Genomic DNA, 15,981 nt, shown 5'->3' with positions numbered 1-15,981 from the left:
CAAGCTCTTCCACATCGACCTCAACGGCCAGTCCGGCATCAAGTACGACCAGGACCTCCGCTTCGGCGCCGGTGATCTGCGTTCCGCCTTCTGGCTGGTCGACCTTCTGGAGAGCGCCGGCTACGAGGGCCCGCGCCACTTCGACTTCAAGCCGCCGCGGACCGAGGACTTCGACGGCGTGTGGGCCTCCGCGGCCGGCTGCATGCGCAACTACCTGATCCTCAAGGAGCGGGCCGCCGCCTTCCGTGCCGACCCGGAGGTCCAGGAGGCGCTGCGTGCCGCGCGCCTGGACGAGCTGGCGCAGCCCACCGCGGCCGACGGCCTGCAGGCGCTGCTCGCCGACCGCACCGCCTTCGAGGACTTCGACGTCGACGCGGCCGCCGCGCGCGGCATGGCCTTCGAGCGCCTCGACCAGCTCGCCATGGACCACCTCCTCGGCGCCCGCGGCTGACACACCCGCGCGTGATGGGGACGCGTTCGGTGTCGAACGCGGTCTCCGCGCCCACCGAAAAACGCACGTGCGCGTGAGGTGACGGTCCCACCGTCGCTCCGCGCGCGCGTGCCACTGACCGGCCCCCGGGCGGAAGGCTCCGGAACCATGCGCTCCGTGCCATGGGTCCGTATCAACTTCCGTGCGGGGGCCGCACCATGTCCGGTACGCGGTGACGCTGGACCGTATGGCCATGCCACCCGTACCGTCCCGGCCGCCCGGTCCTGCGGCACGGCGCAAGGGACCACTGTTCGCCGCGTTCGTGGTGCTCCTGGCGGCGGTGGCCGTCGCCGCCGTCGTGCTGATGGCATCCGGCAGCGACGGTTCCCTGGATGACGACAGGCAGCCCGCGCGGAGCAGCGCCGGCACGAACGGCTCTCCCCGGTCGTCCCTCGGCATCCCCTCCGCATTGCCGAGCGGGTTGCCGTCCGGACTGCCGACGAAACTGCCGAGCGGGCTGCCGTCGGAGTTCCCCAGCGAGTTGCCGAGCGACCTCGGGTCGCTCCTCCCCTCCCTCGCTGGGGAACTGTCCTGAGTACGCCCGCCGTCAGATGCCGTCGGGCAGCCGGACGTAGACCACGGTCGTCTCGATGCCGCTGTCGATCAGACGGCCCTGCGCGTCGAAGGCGCCGTTCCCGTCCGTCATGCCGAAATCGTTGTCGTTGACGAGGGCCAGCGTGTCGCGGTCCACGCGCGCGATGCCCTCGATCTTCCCCGGCACCCCGCTCACCTTGCCCAGGTCGACCACGAGTCGCTTGCGCAGGACGGGAACGCCCGCGGCGGCCGGCTCGTCCAGCTGCTCCAGCGAGGGCGACGTCGTGTCGTCGTCCCAGGAGCTGCCCAGGATGTTCGCCTTGCGCTCGAGCTTCACCAGCTGCAGCCGGGCCGTCTTGTCGGTGCGCTCCTCGACCAGCAGGCGGTCGCCGCCGACGGCCACCACCGACGAGACTTTCAGCTCGGAGGTGTCGTCCTCGCTCGGGTCGACCACGTTCACCGGGTCGAACCGGTAGGCGTACTCGGCGGTGACCGCCTTCTTCTTCGGCGAGAACCGCAGCAGCCGGGTCGTGAGCGAGGCGTCCCCGGCGTCCCCGTCGGGCAGCGAAAGGGGGCTCTGCACGGCGATCACCAGGTCACCGCCCGGCAGCTGGGCCAGCCCCTCGAAGCCCCGGTTGATCTTCCGGTGCAGGAGGACGGACGGCAGCGCCTCCACCACCGGGTAGTCGGCCCCGGTGAGGTTCAGCCCCTTGGGCACGTAGCGGGTGAGCACCCTGCCGTGCGCGGACACGTGGATCAGCGACGGGCCGTACTCGTCGACGAGCCAGAAGGTCCCGTCCGCCGCCCGCACGATGCCCTCGGTGTCCACGCCGTTGGGGTTGTACGGCAGCAGCGTCTTCGCGTCGTAGGTGTACGGCGCCTCGTCGCGGCTCTGCTGGTTGGACAGACCGGTGACGGGCTTGCCGGACGACGTGGTGAGGGGGATCGCGTCGATCACCTTGACGCTGTCGCCGGACACGCGGATCTTGACGATCGCCGGGTCGAAGCCGGGGACCGGGAAGGTGCGGCGCTTCGTGCCGTCCACCTTGATCTGGCCGTTGGGCCCGCGGTCGGTGACCGTCCAGAACTCGCCCCTGCGGCCCGTGGGGTAGATGTCGCTGCCGATGCCACCGAGGTCCACGCCGCGGTCGTTGTCCACGCTCCCGGGCAGCAGGGCGTTGCTGAAGGCGCCGAGCGGGATGTCCCCGAGCGTCGCCGTACGGATGACGTGCGCCTCGCCCGAGGGCGACGCCGTGGCCGTTCCGGCAGCGAGCAAGGCGGCTGCCAGAGCAAGGGGGAGACCCGCCGTCGCGACGGATCGGTGGACGCGGCGCCGGCCGGTGGCGTGCGGGGACATCGGGGCCTCCTGTGGCCAAGTTCATTGACAGTGGCCAGAGTTGGTTCCTGATCGGAACACCGTGCGTCCGATCGGTGAATGCGAGACGTCATCCGTTCGTCGGGTTGTGGAGGTGTTGCAGAGGGCCCGCTCTCAGCCCTTTCGCACGCCCTCGGTCTCCTTCGCACGCCTTCAACCGCCTTCGGCCGGCCCGTCCTCGATCCCGAGCCCGGCTGACGCCAGCGCCGTCGCCGGATCACGCGTCGCACCTCCGGCGGGAATCCAGCGGCCCCGGTCCTCGGCGTACGGCCACCAGCGGCCGTCCCGCCCCAGCCGTAGCTGGATCCCCGCGTCCATGACGGTCCACCGGTTGCCCTCCTGGTGAAGCGCCGGCCGGTCGTCCTCGTCCCAGGCGGTCTCCAGCGCCACACGCGCGCGTGCCTGCGCTTCGCCCTCCACCTGCCACTCCTCGTCCAGCACGTCCAGCGCGGCCGCCCCACCGTGGTGCCAGGCCCGCAGGGCGACGACCAGCCCGTCCCGGCCGCGCTCCGACCCCGCCGAGAGCCGGTCGGCGACGGCCGTGGCGGGGGAGCCGGCGGCGAGACGCACGGCGTCCTGGGAGACCGTCAGTTCCGCGTCGTCCGCCTCCATGTCCGGTACGGCGTGAAGGGCGCGCGCCAGCAGGCGGTGGGCCTCGACTGCGGTCCGTGCCGCCAGGTGCTTCAGGGCAGCCGGGCGCGATGCCGGGATCCGACTTGCGGCGCCGCAGCAGGAACGGCCCCACGAGCCGTGCGAGCCGCTCCGCGGCGGCGGGATCCCGGCCGCCCTCGACCGCCCGCGCGTACCGGGCGCGGAAAGTGCCGAGACGGCCCAGCAGCCCGGGGGTCGTCCAGTCCAGGATCGCCCACAGCTCGGACAGGTTGTTCTCCACCGGAGTGCCCGTGAGCGCCACGCGGGCGCGTGCCTCGACCGAGCGCAGGGCCCGAGCCGTCGCCGAATACGGGTTCTTCACATGCTGGGCCTCGTCGGCGACCGCCATGCCCCAGGGAAGCCCCGCGAGCCGCCCCGCGTCCTGACGGAGGGTGCCGTACGTCGTGAGGACGAACTCCCCGTCCGCCAGGGAGTCCAGGTCACGGCGTGCCCCGTGGAACCGGCGCACCGGGGTGCCGGGCGCGAACCGCTCGATCTCGCGCTGCCAGTTGCCGAGGAGGGACGCCGGGCAGACCACGAGCGTGGGTCCGGCGGCCTCGGTGTCCGTCCGGCGATGCAGGTGCAGGGCGATCAGCGTGACCGTCTTGCCGAGGCCCATGTCGTCGGCCAGACAGCAGCCGAGGCCCAGCGAGGTCATGCGGGCCAGCCAGTCGAGTCCGCGCAGCTGGTAGTCCCGCAACGCGGCGTTCAGTGCGGCGGGCTGACCGACCGGCTCCTGCGAGCCGGGGTCCGTGAGCCGGTCGCGCAGCTCGGCGAGCCATCCCGTGGGCCGTACGTCGACGCGCAGCCCGTCGACCTCCGCCGAGCCTGTAAGTGCGGCCCCCAGCGCCTCGACGGGGGTGACTTTCCGGTCCTCACGCGCGCGTGCGCGTCGGGCCTCTCGGGGGTCGATCAGAACCCAGACGTCGCGCAGCCGCACGAGAGGCCGCTTCGCCTCCGCAAGACGGTTCAGCTCCTCACCGGAGAGCTCCCGGCCGCCCAGCCCGAACCACCAGCTGAACGTGAGCCGTTCGCCGGCCGAAAGGAATGAGGTGGTCGGCAGGGCGGCGCGGGCGTCCTGCCCGGTCCCGTCGTCAGGAGGACCGCCGACCGCATGGAGCGTCAGCCCGCGCGGCAGGTCCCTCGGCCAGTGCACCTCGACTCCCGCCGCGGCCAACGCACGCTTGCCGTCGCCGAGGAGCCCGGCGACCTCCTCGTCGGCGAGCTCGACCGAGTCCGGCACGGCCGCCGAGAGCAGGCTCGCCAGCGGAGGCCACGCGCGTGTGGCGCGGCGCAGCGCGAGCAGGACGTCCATGCGGGTGCGTGACCCGAACGCCCCGTCGGCCGCGCCGGATCCGCCCCACACGTCGGCAGCGTCGGCGACGACGGCCGGCCCGCTGACCGTGTGTACCTGGAGTACGGCACGGAACCGCAGGTCGGCGTCGTCGCGCGTGCCGTCGTCCAGACCGGGCACCTCGATGCGCAGCGAGAGGCGTACGCCCGCGTCGTGACCCGCCGCCACGTCGTCCGCCCATGCGCGCTGACCGGGCAGGTGCTGCGGCTCGGGCGCCGCGTATGCCGGGCCGCCGATGACGAGCCGGGCGGCGGGGGAGCGGGGGAGGGTGTCGGCGACCGAATCGAGAAAGGCGCGCAGCAGGCGCTCGCGATCCGGCAGCCGCACCGGGTCGGCGTCGGCCAGCGGGACGGCGTGGGCCTCGGGCGGCATCGCGGCGGCGAGTGCACGGACGAGTTCGGTGTCCGCCGTGGACAGCGGACCCATGCGCCAGGCGTCGTGGTCGGCAGGGGACAGCCCGGGCAGCAGCAGGCCCCGCGCCAGGAAGTGCAGGGCCAGCACGCTCGCGGTGCCCCAGAACACGGTGGACCGGTTCGCGGTCGGCGTTACACGCGCGCGTGCGAGCAGTGGCAGAGCGGTGCGCAGGGGCAGCAGCACGGCGGGCACGCGCATCGGCTCGACCCCCGCCCTGCCGGGCAGCACGACGGTCAGGTCCGTGACGTCACCGGAGGCGACGGCGGGAGGCGGCGTGCCGTCGGGTCGCCAGAAAGTGACACGACCCGTGCGGGCGGGATCTGCGGGGACGAACACGGCGCGGCACTCGGCCAGTTCGGACGAATCGGAGGGTGGTGCCGGGGGAATCCTCTGCACAGCTCTGCCCGCACTCCTCAAATTTGACTACCTGGATCGGGGTCGCCGAGGCTACAGCACGTCGGCGTTCGGCCCGGAATGGCTAGGCTGTGAGCTGAGCCACTTCACCAGATGTTCGAATTGCCACGCAGGTGTCGGCCCTCAGGGGCTCCTCAGGGTCGTGCCTCAGGGACGTCTCAGGGTCGCGGTCCGGAACCGCGGGAAGCGCGGGACCGTTTTCAGAACAGAGAGCGGCAGTGGCCGCGAAGGAGGCGACGCTCATGTCGAAGAACGCGAAGATCGCCGCAGGAGGTGTGGCGGTCGGCCTCATCCTGTTGATATGGCTGCCGTGGTGGCTGGCGTTCCTGATCGTGGTGGGAGTGCCGGCGGCCGCGTACCTCACGCTGGACCCCTCACAGCGGCGCAGGCTGCGCAGGGTGGCACGAAAGGAACTCGGCCGCTGAGGCGCTAGCGTTCCGCGGTGTGCCCGTCCAGGGCGCAGGAATCGGCCACATCACCGCCCGCGGGCCTGCCGACGGTACGGTCCGCGGGCGGCGGGGTGCCTCGCTCAACCCAGGAGACGAGCGTGTCGAACGCCGAGCGGTAGCAGGGCAGGATCGGGCGCAACCGGTCCGGGTAGGTGTCGTACAGCCCGTCCACGTGCGTACCTCCCTGAATCGTGTAGTACCGGTGGAGTGCTCCGCGCCCGCGTGCGTCGATCATGCGGTCGTACACGTCCGAGTCCGAAGCCTTGGGCAGCAGGGCGTCAAGATCGCCGTGCAGCGTGATCAGCGGCTTGCCGATCCGCCCGGACAGCGACACCCCGGCCACGGCATGACGGACGGCCCCGGGGCGCGCGGCGTAGGAGTAGGCCGCGTCGGAGGTGCAGGGGGCGAGGATCTCCTCGGTGCTCGTCCCGGCGGAGGGACCGGGGCAGCTGGTGTTGTAGGCAGGGTCGAACTCGGCGCGGTAGATCTTCTGCGTCACGCCCCAGTAGGCCTTCGCGTAGTACGGCCACAGGAACTCCGAGCCGCGGGCGAAGCCCACCCGGTAGAGATCCTCGTCCCGGGCCGAGCCGAGAGTCCACGCCACGGCCGTGGGGAGCGTGGTGAAGAGGTTGGGGCCTTGCGTCGTCCACAGGGTGCCCTCCCAGTCCACTCCGCCGTCGTACAGCTCCGGGTGGTTCTCCAGCTGCCAGCGCGTGAGGTAGCCGCCGTTGGACATGCCGGTCATGTACGTCCGCCGCGGTGCCGTGCCGTAGCGCTGGGCCACCACGCGTCGGGCCGCCCGGGTGAGCTGCGTGGTCCGGGCGTTCCACTCCGCGACCGCGTCACCCGGCCGGGCTCCGTCGCGGTAGAAGTCCGTGCCGCTGTTGCCCTTGTCGGTCGCCGCGTAGGCGTAGCCCTGCGCCAGCACCCGGTCCGAGATCGCGGTGTCCGTGGAGTACTGCCGACGGGTGCCCGGCGCGCCGGTGACGACGAGACCGCCGTTCCAGTGGTCGGGAAGCCGGATCACGAACTGCGCGTCGTGCCGCCAGCCGTGCGTGGCGTTGAAGTGCGAGCTGTCGGGGAAATAGCCGTCGATCTGCACCCCGGGCACCCCGGACGGAGTGCGGGTGTCCCGCGCCGTCAGGCCCGCCTGGTCCGCCATGTCCGTGTACGGCGTACCGGCCAGACCCGTCGTCGTGAGATCCGAGAGACAGGCACTCTGCTGGAAGGCCGCGCCCGGCGCCTGGACGGCGTCCTGACGGGCACAGTGGGCGCCGTCGGCCGCGCCGGCCGGAGCGGGCCATGAGAGGGCCGCTGCCATGACGGTGGCGGCGATGAAGGGGATGGTTCGGGACAGGCGCATAAGGCCTCCGGGTCTGCGGCAGAAGGCGGTTGGGCTGCCTCATGGTGCTGGCCGGAGCCGACCCCATCCATGGGTTGAGACCACATGGAGCGGCATGCGGTCATGGGGTGTTGGCACAGGGCTTGAGTGGTGAACTCTCTTGTGCCGCCAAGGAGTCCGGGGACGGTGGGCTGGCCGCTGACGGTCGGAGGTGAGGCCGGTGCCGTCCCGACACCGACCTCGTCGTCGAGGCGGCGTGCGAGGGCCTCGCGGCGGCTTTGAACCGGCGGCTCGGGTGACCCGGCCGACGCGGGAGCCCGGACCCGCGCGGTGACCGTGCCGGCGTTGGCGACCCGTGCCGGCACAGGTGGCGCGGGTCTGCACGATGGCTTCGGCGCGCGGCCGGTGCGGCTCAAACGGCCCGTGCGATGCGACCCCTGGGGCTCAACAAGCCCGCGCGAGTCAGCCGGTGCGGCTCGACTCAGCCGTACCGCTCGGCGCGGCCGCGTGGTTCAACTCGGTCGTGCTGCTCAACTCGGCCGTACGGCCATCTTGTCCAGCGCCTCCAGGAGGCCCGGCAGTTCCGGGCCGCGGCCCACCGGCAGGACCTCGCCGGGCTCGTCGTCCAGCAGGACGAACGCGATGTCGTCGGTGCGGGCCACCATCGACCAGCCCGGGCCGTCGGCGCGCAAGGTCCTGGCGTCGCCCGGCGCGAAGGACGAGCGGACCCGGCCGAGAGGCGGTGGCGCGCTCACGTAGGCGCGGGCTTCCGCCAGCACCCGCCGGATTCCGCTGCGGCCCTTGGGGGCGTCCGGCTCGCCGTCCGGCGCCGCGTCACCGGTCACCGGTGCGGCCGCGTCCGGCACCGGGAAGTCGGCGTCGTCGATCTGCTCACGCCAGACCGCCCACTGCAGCGCGATCTCGTCCGCGCCCAGGCGCCGCTGGGCCGGTCCCCAGGTGCTGGTGTCCGGCGGGGCCAGCGCCGGGCCCTCCGCGACGTCGGGGCCGGGATCGTGCGGCGCGGGCACCCCAGGAGCCGCGACAGCCACCGCGAGGGGCCAGCCGGGCAGCGCGTCGACGACCGTGCGTTCGTCCGGCGAAAGGTCGTACTGCATGCCGCAGTCCCAGGACGCGATCGCGACGGCGACCAGCGAGACGTCGTCGATGACGACCGTCCAGCGGGCGCCGTCGCCGTCCTGGCCGAGCACCAGGCCGTAGCCGTCGGCCAGCGGCGCGAGACCGAGTGCTGCGCAGGCTTCCGGGTAGTCGTCACCCAGCACGCTCGGAAACTGCGCCGGTGTCAGAAGCACCGCCGTGAGCACGTACAGCGCATCGTCCGCGGCGACAGCCTCCTCGTCCGTCCCGGCCATCCCACCCTCCCCAGTCGTTCGTCCAACGGCGCGCACCCTAGTGCGAGCGGAAGGCCGTTGTCACGGCACCTCATCACACCCGGAGCTGCAGTTTTCCACCCTGGAGGGGGCGAATCGACCACAGATCGGCGGGCCGGAGGCGGGCCGTGGGTCAGGTCGCCGGCAGTCCGAGCAGATCCCGGGCCACCGTACGCGGAGACTCGTCGCGCTCGCGGGCCAGGGCTATCACGGCCCGGCACGCCAGTTCGCTCACCCCGAAGGACAGGGCCTCCGGCGACACCCAGCCCGTGGCCTCGTCGATCCGGTCCTGGTCGTCCTCCGCGCAGGCGGAGACGTAGGCTGCCGCGGCCTCGAACAAGTTGTGTGCCCGCTTTTCACGACCAGCGCTCGCCTCCGCGCGCATGGAGGTGCGGAATCCGGTGACGTAGGTGCGGATCCTGTCGAACATACGGATGGCCTTCCCCCTGCGTGGTGTCGTGCCCGGCCGTTCATCTGCTCCTGTTCAACGTAGAGTTGGAGCTCCGGCCGCAGAAGAGGGGCGCCGCGGTGAACCGTTCGGGCTGCCCGCCTCAGTGACCGGTGTCGTCGAGCGAGGCGAGGGTGTCGCGCAGCCAGGTGAGTTCGGCCCGGCTTGTGGCCCGGGCGATGGTGAGGATGCCGCGCCGGAAGGGGTCGCCCAGCTCTTCGGCGCGCAGCGGCCGGTCACCGTCGTAGAAGAAGCTGGCCGGCTCCTCCAGGAAGGCGAGCCTGCGTCGTAGCACGGCCGCCTGGGCGCGAGGGTCGTCGAGGTGCCGCAGGAATGCGAGCACCGTGAACCAGCGGTTCTCGTCCGTGATGTCGCGCTGCGCCGGTTCGGCGAGTCTGCGGCGCAGTTCGCGTCTGCCCTCCTCGGTGAGGGTGAGCACATGGCGCGGCGCGGCCACGGAGCCCGGTTCGGTGGCTCGGGCCAGCAGACCCGCCTTCTCCAGGCGCTTGATCGCGGGATACAGCGTGCTCTCGGGGACGGGCCGCACGTGCCCGGTCAGCGCCGCGATCTGCTTGCGCAGAAGATAGCCGTGCAGGGGGGCGTCGTACAGGAATCCGAGGATGGCGAGTTCCAGCATGCTCGCATTCTCTCCCATGCCCGCTGTACATCGTTGCCTCTATACATCGCTTCACGTATACCTCGTAACCGATGTATTCTCCTCGCGGGCCGGCCACAACGCCGGCGCCGCCCAGGAGGACGAGATGAAGCAGGCCGAGTTCGATGGCAAGGGAAACTGCATCCGATGGACGGAGGCGCCCGGCGCGGAACCCGCGCGCGTGTACGTGCACGGACTGGGGTCGGTGTCGGCCGTGTACCACGCTCACGTGGCGGCCCGTCCCGAACTCGCGGGCCGTCGGAGCCTGTTCGTCGATCTGCCCGGGCACGGAATCAGCGACCGACCCGACGACTTCGGTTACACCTTGGAGGAGCACGCGGACGCCTTGGCAACGGCACTGGACACGGCGGGACTGCGCGGCGCCGAGTTGATCGCGCACAGCATGGGTGGCGCGGTCTCCGTCGTGCTCGCCCACAGGCGGCCCGACCTCGTCTCCCGGCTCGTTCTCACGGAGGCCAACCTCGACGCCTTCCCGCCGCCGACCGCCGGAAGCAGCAACATCGCCTCCTACGACGAGGACGAGTTCGTCGACGGCGCCTACGCACGCGTGCTGGACAGGATCGGCCCGCTGTGGGCGGCGACCATGCGGCTGGCCGAACCGCGCGCGCTGCATCGCACCGCGGTCGCACTCGTGCGGGGCTCGGACCCCGTCATGCGCACCCTCCTGGCAGGGCTGACGATCGACAGGGTGTATCTCCAGGGCGAGCTGAGCGGTGAACTCCCGGGGAGGGAGCGTCTGGAGGCCTCGGGGGTGCGGGTGGTGACCGTGCCGGACGCCGGGCACAACGTCATGTTCGACAACCCGGACGCCTTCGTCGCCGAGGTCGCCGGACGGTCGTGACGACACGCACGGGCGCGTGGCGGTGCTGCGGTCAGTCCACTCGGACGGCCAGCGCGAGGAAGCGGGCGTCCTCGTCGACGTACGACGTCATGCGCCACCCCGATCGGGCCAGCAGGGGACGCAGGTTGGTTTCCGCGCGCAGGTCGTCCGGGGTGATCCGGCGGCCCTGCCGGGCCGCGAGGGCCGCCCGCCCGATCGGATGGAACAGCGCCAGCGTGCCGCCCGGCCGCACCACACGTGCCAACTCCCGCAGGTTCTCGGCGGGATGGGGCAGATGGGCGACGAGGCCGGCCGCGAACACGGCGTCGAAGGACTCCGACCGCAGCGGCAGCGCGGCGACGTCGGCGAGCAGCAGGCGCCCGTCACGGTCTCTGCCGGCCCGTACGGCGGCCTCGAGCATCGCGGGGGTCAGATCGACGCCCACGACCACCCCGGACGGGCCCACGGCGTCCCGTAGCGGCGGCAGTGCGCGCCCCGTGCCGCATCCCGCGTCGAGCACACGGTCCCCCGCGTGCACACCGAGGTCGGCGACGGCGGCCGTGTAGGCGGGGCCGTCGTCGGGAAAGCGGCTGTCCCAGTCGGTGGCCCGGGCGGTGAAGAACTCCTGGACATGCGTGTGGTCGTCGCTCATGTTCGGCATGATCCCTCACCGGTACGGAGGATGCACGGGCGCGCATGTTCGAGCGGGACGCGATCGTTCCAGCACATCTCCGTGCCATATTCCAAACCTTTCGAAATGCGCCCCCATCGTGCACCTCCGCTCCGGCTAGCGTCCCGGGCCCATGGGACACGTGGACCACGCCGCCTTCGGCTGGCTGACCCCTGTGCTGTCGTACGCGATGGCCTGCATCGGCGCCGCACTGGGGCTGCGCTGCACCGTCCGTGCGCTGGGCAGCACGGGCCGCTCGCGCCGCAACTGGCTCGTCACGGCGGCCGCCGCGATCGGCACCGGCATCTGGACGATGCACTTCGTGGCCATGCTCGGCTTCGGTGTCAGAGGCAGCGACATCCGCTACGACGTGCCACTGACCATCCTCAGCCTGCTCGTGGCCATCGCCGTCGTCTGCGCGGGCGTCTTCGCCGTCGGCTACGGCCGCGACCGCACCCGTGCGCTCCTCCTCGGCGGTCTCACCACTGGACTGGGCGTCGCCAGCATGCACTACCTCGGCATGGCTGCCGTGCGGCTGCACGGCGCCGTGAGCTACGACCCCCTGCTCGTCGGGCTCTCCGTACTCATCGCCGTGGTCGCGGCCACCGCTGCCCTGTGGGCCGGGCTCAACATCAAATCGCCGGTCGCGGTCACGGCCGCCTCGCTCGTCGTGGGAGCGGCCGTCAGCAGCATGCACTACACCGGGATGTTCGCGGTGAGCGTCCATGTCACCCCGTCCAGCTCGGTCCTGCCCGGGGCCACGGCGATGCAGTTCGTCTTCCCCCTCGCCGTCGGCCTCGGGTCCTGTCTGTTTCTCACCTCGGCCTTCGTCGCGCTCTCGCCCACCGCAGGCGAGCGCGAGGCGTCCGCCTCCGCCCAGCGGCCGGTCGAGAGCGTCGTCCGCTAGTGGGGCCCACCCCGGCACGCCCCGAACCACGACCGAGCGAGGAGGCCATGAGTACACCCAGGAGGACCCCCCCCGCGGGCGGCGGACGGACGGCGTCCCCGCCGTCCGTCCGCGGCCGCCGCGCGCACGCCGGACCACTCGCGGACGAAGGCGGGGACGCACCCGACGGCGCCGCGTCGGACGCTCGCCACGGGAGCCGACCTTCCCGTGGGCGTGGTCAGAGTGCTCCTCGGCGACCTCCTGGAGACCGGCTGCGTGACGGTCAGCCGGCCCGTGCCGCCGGCCCTGCTGCCCGACGAGCGGATCCTGCGCGAGGTCATCGAGGGATTGCGGGCACTCTAGATGAAGCTTCAGAACCAAACGGACGCGAGCCGGGCACATCAGGTGGAATGCGGTCCGATCCCGCGTGGCGGAGCCGCAGTTGTCATGATGCAGGTTTCGCACAGACATCGGTCGCAGCCGGTACTCCCGATCCGGGCCGGTACTCTCGAGAGAAGTGATCATGGTCTCCGAGCACTCCGACGACGTCGGTGACACGACCCCGTTGGCGCTGAAGATACTGGTCGCCGGCGGATTCGGCGTCGGTAAGACGACGCTGGTCGGCGCCGTCAGTGAGATCCGGCCGCTGCGCACGGAGGAACTGCTCAGCGAAGCCGGTCAGCTGGTGGACGACACCGGCGGTGTGGACCGGAAGGTCACCACGACCGTCGCGATGGACTTCGGCCGCATCACCATCCGGCAGGGCCTTTCCCTGTACCTCTTCGGCACACCGGGCCAGGACCGCTTCTGGTTCCTCTGGGACGAACTGTCGCAAGGAGCCCTGGGTGCCGTGGTCCTCGCGGACACCCGGCGGATGGAGGCCTGCTTCCCGGCCGTCGATTACTTCGAGCACCGGCACATCCCGTTCGTCGTGGCCGTCAACTGCTTCGCGGGCGCGCGTGCCTACGGCGCACACGACGTGTCGCGCGCTCTCGACCTCGACCGGGGAACGCCGGTGGTCCTGTGTGACGCGCGGGACCGCGACTCGGGCAAGGAAGTGCTGATACGGCTGGTGGAGTACGCCGGGCGGACGCACTCCGCCCGGCACCTCGACTCGGTCGGCTGACCAGACCGTCGACCCATCGGGTCGGTCAGCCCGTCAGGTCCTTGAACGCCGTCACGTTGTCGACGCCGACCCGGACGAGGAGTTCGCCCGGAACGCCGTTGCGGGCGCCGAACTCCTCGGCGCGGTCCTCGCCCATGTACCGGGCCGCGATCCTGGTGGCCCAGTGCCGGACCTCGTCCAGATCCTCCGACAACCGGGCGCGGCCGTTCAGCACGACGAAGTGGAACGGCGGTTGCTCGTCGTCCACGCAGAGGGCAACTCGCCCGTCACGGGCCAGATTGCGGCCTTTCACCGTCTCCTTACCGGTGTTGAAGATCACCTCGTCCCCGTCGAGAAGGAACCAGACCGGGGCCACATGGGGGCTCCCGTCCGCCCGTACGGTCGACAACTTGCCGGTGCGGGTGCCGTGCGACACGAACGCCCGCCATTCCTCGTCGGTCATCTTCTCCGCCATGCCTCCTATCCTCCTTGCCGGGACGGCGGTCGTGGGGAAGGCTGGCGGAGAGATCCTCCGGCCAGGGGGAGACGTCACACGGGGAGACGGACACATGGCGCAGAACCAGGGACTCGGCTGGCTGCTCGACGACCTGACCGAGCGCGTGGAACACGTACGGCACGCGCTGGTCCTGTCGAACGACGGACTGGTGACGGGGGCGAGCACGGGCCTTCGGCGCGAGGACGCGGAGCATCTCGCCGCCGTCGCCTCCGGACTGCACAGCCTGGCCAAGGGATCGGGACGCCACTTCGGCGCGGGCAGAGTGCGCCAGACGATGATCGAGTACGACGATGCCGTCCTGTTCGTCACCGCGGCCGGCGCCGGCAGTTGTCTGTGCGTGCTCAGCGGCGCGGAATCCGACATCGGCCAGATCGCCTACGAGATGACCCTGCTCGTCAACCGGGTCGGCGAGCACCTCGGCGTGGACGCCCGACAGCCCGAACGAACTCCGGCATCTGACCTCTGACCTGCGCGTTCTTCGACTCCCGTGGAGTTTTCCACAGTCTTGCCACGAAAACCGTCCGAGCGGCTACGGTTTTTGTCACGGCGAACGCACACAGCGTGAGCAACGACTCCACGGGGGAGTACGACCATGTCGGCCGACATCATCACCCAGCCGCGCGCCCTCAGCTACGCACCCAGCCGCGCCGCACGTGAACTGGAGCTCAAGCGAGGCGAGTTCGACCTCGCCGTGGACCTGGGCCGCATCCGCACCGTGCCGGACGAGGGCGGTGGCGGAGGCCCCCGGGTCGAGCGCGCAGAGATCGACCGGCTGCGCTTGTCGGCCGGCTTCCCCGAAGCACTCCGCGAGAGTGTCAGGGCCGTGGGCACCACGGAGGCCGCGTACCTCATGGGTGTAGCGGCCGGCCGGTTCACCCGCCTCGCGCGACTGGGTCTGGTGATCCCGGTGAAGTTCCATCTGAACCGGTACCGGGCCGTGGTCTGGCTCTATCTCGCCGACGAGGTACGGCAGTTCGCGGCCGACGAGAAGAACGCACCCCTGCTGACGGGCCGCACGCCCGAGCGGCTGCGGGGCCGACTCGGAGCGGGAGCGGACCTGCGCGCCCGCAACTGGCGCGGGCGCCGCCTGGGGTTCCTGCTGCGGCAGGCCCACGATCCCTGGGAGCATGCCGGCGCAGTAGCTGCCTTCCTCGACCCCGTTCATGTCGCGGAGGTCGTCAAGGACCCCTGCGAACGGTCCCATCTCAACCGGTTCCGGCCGGGACCGCCCGCCCACGGGGTGCCGGGGTCGCCCGCCGCGCACCTCGCCGAGAAGATCACGACGGCGGACGGTCCCGACGAGATCGACTGGCTGCGCAGCGACCTGGCACGAGCAGTGGAGGAGGCACGCGCACACCGGCCCGCGCCTCGGCCCGGACCACGCGAGAACCCACCCGGACCACGATCCGTACAAAGCGCGAACGAGAACCCACCCGCACCACGACCGCCGGAACCCCGAAGTGCGACCACAGGGACCGGACTCGACGAGGCCGAGCCCGAGGCGCAGGAGCCGTCCCGCGGCCTGCTCGGCCGGCTGCTGCGCAGAAGCCGGCCCGCAGGGCTCTGAGGCCCCCGGTCCACAGAGGTCGTCTACAGGGCCCTGAACAGACCTTCCTGGACGACGGAGACGAGCAGGCGCCCCCTCTGGTCGTAGATGCGGCCTCGTGCCAGACCGCGGCCGCCCGTCGCGATCGGCGACTCCTGGTCGTACAGGAACCACTCGTCCGCGCGGAACGGGCGGTGGAACCACATGGCGTGGGCGGCGATATCAGCCGGGAGTGTTTGGTGACCTGCATGTTTCTGGTGTAGGGAGCGCTTGGACACATGCTTGGCACACCATGCGCACAACCGTACGATGGGTGATAGTCAGTCCATCCGGTAAGTTGCTGTAGGTGTGCTGAGCGAATGCCGCAGGTTTCCTGCGTGGAGGGACGCAAGCAGGTTCTTCGTCTGTTGGTGGTACAACGGCAGCGACTCGATGACGTGCGGATATGGCGGCCGTGAGGACCTTGCCGGGATCGCTGATCCGGGAACGGTCCGGATCTTGGCTGATGCAGGCTTCGGGACTGTGGCTCTGTCGCATTGACGCTCAGTCACCAGCTCGGGCTGACGGTCCCACCTGGCACAGGTAGGAGATGCCGTCCAGGGGCGTCCGGGCAGTCCAGCACGGGCGCGTAATGCCAGGTCGGCGGCTCCCGGTCCGGGGTGATGAGGATCTTTGAAAACGGCCAGGGATGCTCGTCGCCTCACTTGGTCCGTCGATCAACGGACTGGGGAGTTTCAACGAGCGCCCCACGCGTCGTCAACCGGGGCCGCCCGCTCCTGGAGTGTGCGGGCAGAATGCGGCGCTGCCCGCACTCGTCGGCACGGTCCAGAAGGCACTAAAGCGGGTCTTCGAAGTTGAGCGGTGCGCCTCATCTCGGGCACTGACATGGTGTCACGGTGTGT

General features: G+C 71.2%; 17 protein-coding genes and 1 pseudogene. 9 read left to right on the top strand and 9 right to left on the bottom strand.

All coding sequences use genetic code 11. From position 1 onward, the window contains the following. A partial coding sequence (locus IEZ19_RS46665; RefSeq protein WP_506005015.1) for an apurinic/apyrimidinic endonuclease family protein occupies positions 1–451 on the top strand: 451 nt, incomplete at its 5' end. Positions 452–677: 226 nt separating this feature from the next. Continuing rightward, entirely contained in the window at positions 678–1,025 is a 348-nt protein-coding gene (locus tag IEZ19_RS46660; protein ID WP_189317461.1) for a hypothetical protein, read from the top strand. Positions 1,026–1,037: 12 nt separating this feature from the next. On the opposite strand, the gene IEZ19_RS46655 is transcribed toward IEZ19_RS46660, so the two are convergent. Beyond that, entirely contained in the window at positions 1,038–2,381 is a 1,344-nt protein-coding gene (locus IEZ19_RS46655) for an esterase-like activity of phytase family protein (RefSeq protein WP_189317460.1), read from the bottom strand. 235 nt (positions 2,382–2,616) lie between these two features. Further along, positions 2,617–5,214 carry a DEAD/DEAH box helicase gene (locus tag IEZ19_RS46650; RefSeq protein ID WP_189317459.1) on the bottom strand — a complete coding sequence of 866 codons (2,598 nt, stop codon included), beginning with the start codon at positions 5,212–5,214 and terminating at the stop codon, positions 2,617–2,619. 260 nt (positions 5,215–5,474) lie between these two features. Between IEZ19_RS46650 and IEZ19_RS46645 the strand changes: the two genes are divergently transcribed. Beyond that, positions 5,475–5,657, top strand: a complete 183-nt coding sequence (locus tag IEZ19_RS46645; RefSeq protein ID WP_189317458.1) for a tail-anchor membrane protein — start codon at positions 5,475–5,477, stop codon at positions 5,655–5,657. Positions 5,658–5,661: 4 nt separating this feature from the next. Here IEZ19_RS46645 and IEZ19_RS46640 read toward each other — a convergent pair whose 3' ends face one another. The 4 genes from IEZ19_RS46640 to IEZ19_RS46625 form a co-directional block, all read right to left on the bottom strand. Continuing rightward, positions 5,662–7,044 (bottom strand): tannase/feruloyl esterase family alpha/beta hydrolase, encoded by a 1,383-nt coding sequence (locus IEZ19_RS46640; RefSeq protein WP_189317457.1) that lies wholly within the window; start codon positions 7,042–7,044, stop codon positions 5,662–5,664. A 509-nt stretch (positions 7,045–7,553) separates the two neighbouring features. Beyond that, positions 7,554–8,393 carry a hypothetical protein gene (locus IEZ19_RS46635; protein ID WP_189317456.1) on the bottom strand — a complete coding sequence of 280 codons (840 nt, stop codon included), beginning with the start codon at positions 8,391–8,393 and terminating at the stop codon, positions 7,554–7,556. A 151-nt stretch (positions 8,394–8,544) separates the two neighbouring features. Next, on the bottom strand, positions 8,545–8,841 hold the full coding sequence (locus tag IEZ19_RS46630; protein ID WP_189317455.1) for a hypothetical protein: 297 nt from the start codon (positions 8,839–8,841) through the stop codon (positions 8,545–8,547). A gap of 121 nt (positions 8,842–8,962) precedes the next feature. Further along, positions 8,963–9,496 (bottom strand): PadR family transcriptional regulator, encoded by a 534-nt coding sequence (locus IEZ19_RS46625; protein WP_189317454.1) that lies wholly within the window; start codon positions 9,494–9,496, stop codon positions 8,963–8,965. A 124-nt stretch (positions 9,497–9,620) separates the two neighbouring features. Between IEZ19_RS46625 and IEZ19_RS46620 the strand changes: the two genes are divergently transcribed. Continuing rightward, complete coding sequence (locus IEZ19_RS46620; protein ID WP_189317453.1) at positions 9,621–10,376, top strand: alpha/beta fold hydrolase; 756 nt, start codon at positions 9,621–9,623, stop codon at positions 10,374–10,376. A 31-nt stretch (positions 10,377–10,407) separates the two neighbouring features. Here the strand turns inward: IEZ19_RS46620 and IEZ19_RS46615 are convergent, their stop codons facing one another. Then, positions 10,408–11,007, bottom strand: coding sequence for a class I SAM-dependent methyltransferase (locus IEZ19_RS46615; protein ID WP_189317452.1), 600 nt, complete (start codon positions 11,005–11,007; stop codon positions 10,408–10,410). A 151-nt stretch (positions 11,008–11,158) separates the two neighbouring features. Here IEZ19_RS46615 and IEZ19_RS46610 point away from each other — a divergent pair, with 151 nt between their 5' ends. The 3 genes and pseudogenes from IEZ19_RS46610 (at position 11,159) to IEZ19_RS46600 (ending at position 13,037) form a co-directional block, all read left to right on the top strand. Then, positions 11,159–11,932, top strand: a complete 774-nt coding sequence (locus IEZ19_RS46610; protein ID WP_189317451.1) for an MHYT domain-containing protein — start codon at positions 11,159–11,161, stop codon at positions 11,930–11,932. Positions 11,933–12,115: 183 nt separating this feature from the next. After that, a pseudogene (locus IEZ19_RS46605) lies at positions 12,116–12,274 on the top strand (DUF742 domain-containing protein); the annotation flags it as partial. A 160-nt stretch (positions 12,275–12,434) separates the two neighbouring features. Beyond that, entirely contained in the window at positions 12,435–13,037 is a 603-nt protein-coding gene (locus IEZ19_RS46600; RefSeq protein WP_189317450.1) for a GTP-binding protein, read from the top strand. 25 nt (positions 13,038–13,062) lie between these two features. On the opposite strand, the gene IEZ19_RS46595 is transcribed toward IEZ19_RS46600, so the two are convergent. Further along, the gene (locus IEZ19_RS46595) at positions 13,063–13,491 is read right to left on the bottom strand and encodes a PPOX class F420-dependent oxidoreductase (RefSeq protein ID WP_189317449.1); all 429 of its coding nucleotides are present in this window, start codon (positions 13,489–13,491) and stop codon (positions 13,063–13,065) included. A gap of 94 nt (positions 13,492–13,585) precedes the next feature. On the opposite strand from IEZ19_RS46595, the gene IEZ19_RS46590 reads away from it, so the two are divergent. Further along, on the top strand, positions 13,586–13,999 hold the full coding sequence (locus tag IEZ19_RS46590; RefSeq protein ID WP_189317448.1) for a roadblock/LC7 domain-containing protein: 414 nt from the start codon (positions 13,586–13,588) through the stop codon (positions 13,997–13,999). A 126-nt stretch (positions 14,000–14,125) separates the two neighbouring features. Continuing rightward, the gene (locus IEZ19_RS46585; RefSeq protein WP_189317447.1) at positions 14,126–15,100 is read left to right on the top strand and encodes a DUF6397 family protein; all 975 of its coding nucleotides are present in this window, start codon (positions 14,126–14,128) and stop codon (positions 15,098–15,100) included. A gap of 23 nt (positions 15,101–15,123) precedes the next feature. Here IEZ19_RS46585 and IEZ19_RS46580 read toward each other — a convergent pair whose 3' ends face one another. After that, positions 15,124–15,357: an acyl-CoA thioesterase gene (locus tag IEZ19_RS46580; RefSeq protein ID WP_373297173.1), complete on the bottom strand. Its 234-nt coding sequence runs from the start codon at positions 15,355–15,357 to the stop codon at positions 15,124–15,126. Between the last annotated feature and the right edge of the window lie 624 nt (positions 15,358–15,981).

Source organism: Streptomyces brasiliensis, from assembly GCF_014647875.1.
In the GTDB taxonomy this organism is placed as follows: Bacteria; Actinomycetota; Actinomycetes; order Streptomycetales; family Streptomycetaceae; genus Streptomyces; species Streptomyces brasiliensis.
This window is presented reverse-complemented; position numbering and strand designations above follow the sequence as displayed.

Coding starts and splice junctions, on each gene's coding strand:
- IEZ19_RS46615 (WP_189317452.1), bottom strand. CDS start 11,007: ATGAGCGACGACCACACGCATGTCCAGGAGTTCTTCACCGCCCGGGCC.
- IEZ19_RS46645 (WP_189317458.1), top strand. CDS start 5,475: ATGTCGAAGAACGCGAAGATCGCCGCAGGAGGTGTGGCGGTCGGCCTC.
- IEZ19_RS46620 (WP_189317453.1), top strand. CDS start 9,621: ATGAAGCAGGCCGAGTTCGATGGCAAGGGAAACTGCATCCGATGGACG.
- IEZ19_RS46595 (WP_189317449.1), bottom strand. CDS start 13,491: ATGGCGGAGAAGATGACCGACGAGGAATGGCGGGCGTTCGTGTCGCAC.
- IEZ19_RS46590 (WP_189317448.1), top strand. CDS start 13,586: ATGGCGCAGAACCAGGGACTCGGCTGGCTGCTCGACGACCTGACCGAG.
- IEZ19_RS46640 (WP_189317457.1), bottom strand. CDS start 7,044: ATGCGCCTGTCCCGAACCATCCCCTTCATCGCCGCCACCGTCATGGCA.
- IEZ19_RS46625 (WP_189317454.1), bottom strand. CDS start 9,496: ATGCTGGAACTCGCCATCCTCGGATTCCTGTACGACGCCCCCCTGCAC.
- IEZ19_RS46630 (WP_189317455.1), bottom strand. CDS start 8,841: ATGTTCGACAGGATCCGCACCTACGTCACCGGATTCCGCACCTCCATG.
- IEZ19_RS46610 (WP_189317451.1), top strand. CDS start 11,159: ATGGGACACGTGGACCACGCCGCCTTCGGCTGGCTGACCCCTGTGCTG.
- IEZ19_RS46585 (WP_189317447.1), top strand. CDS start 14,126: ATGTCGGCCGACATCATCACCCAGCCGCGCGCCCTCAGCTACGCACCC.
- IEZ19_RS46660 (WP_189317461.1), top strand. CDS start 678: ATGGCCATGCCACCCGTACCGTCCCGGCCGCCCGGTCCTGCGGCACGG.
- IEZ19_RS46600 (WP_189317450.1), top strand. CDS start 12,435: ATGGTCTCCGAGCACTCCGACGACGTCGGTGACACGACCCCGTTGGCG.
- IEZ19_RS46655 (WP_189317460.1), bottom strand. CDS start 2,381: ATGTCCCCGCACGCCACCGGCCGGCGCCGCGTCCACCGATCCGTCGCG.
- IEZ19_RS46635 (WP_189317456.1), bottom strand. CDS start 8,393: ATGGCCGGGACGGACGAGGAGGCTGTCGCCGCGGACGATGCGCTGTAC.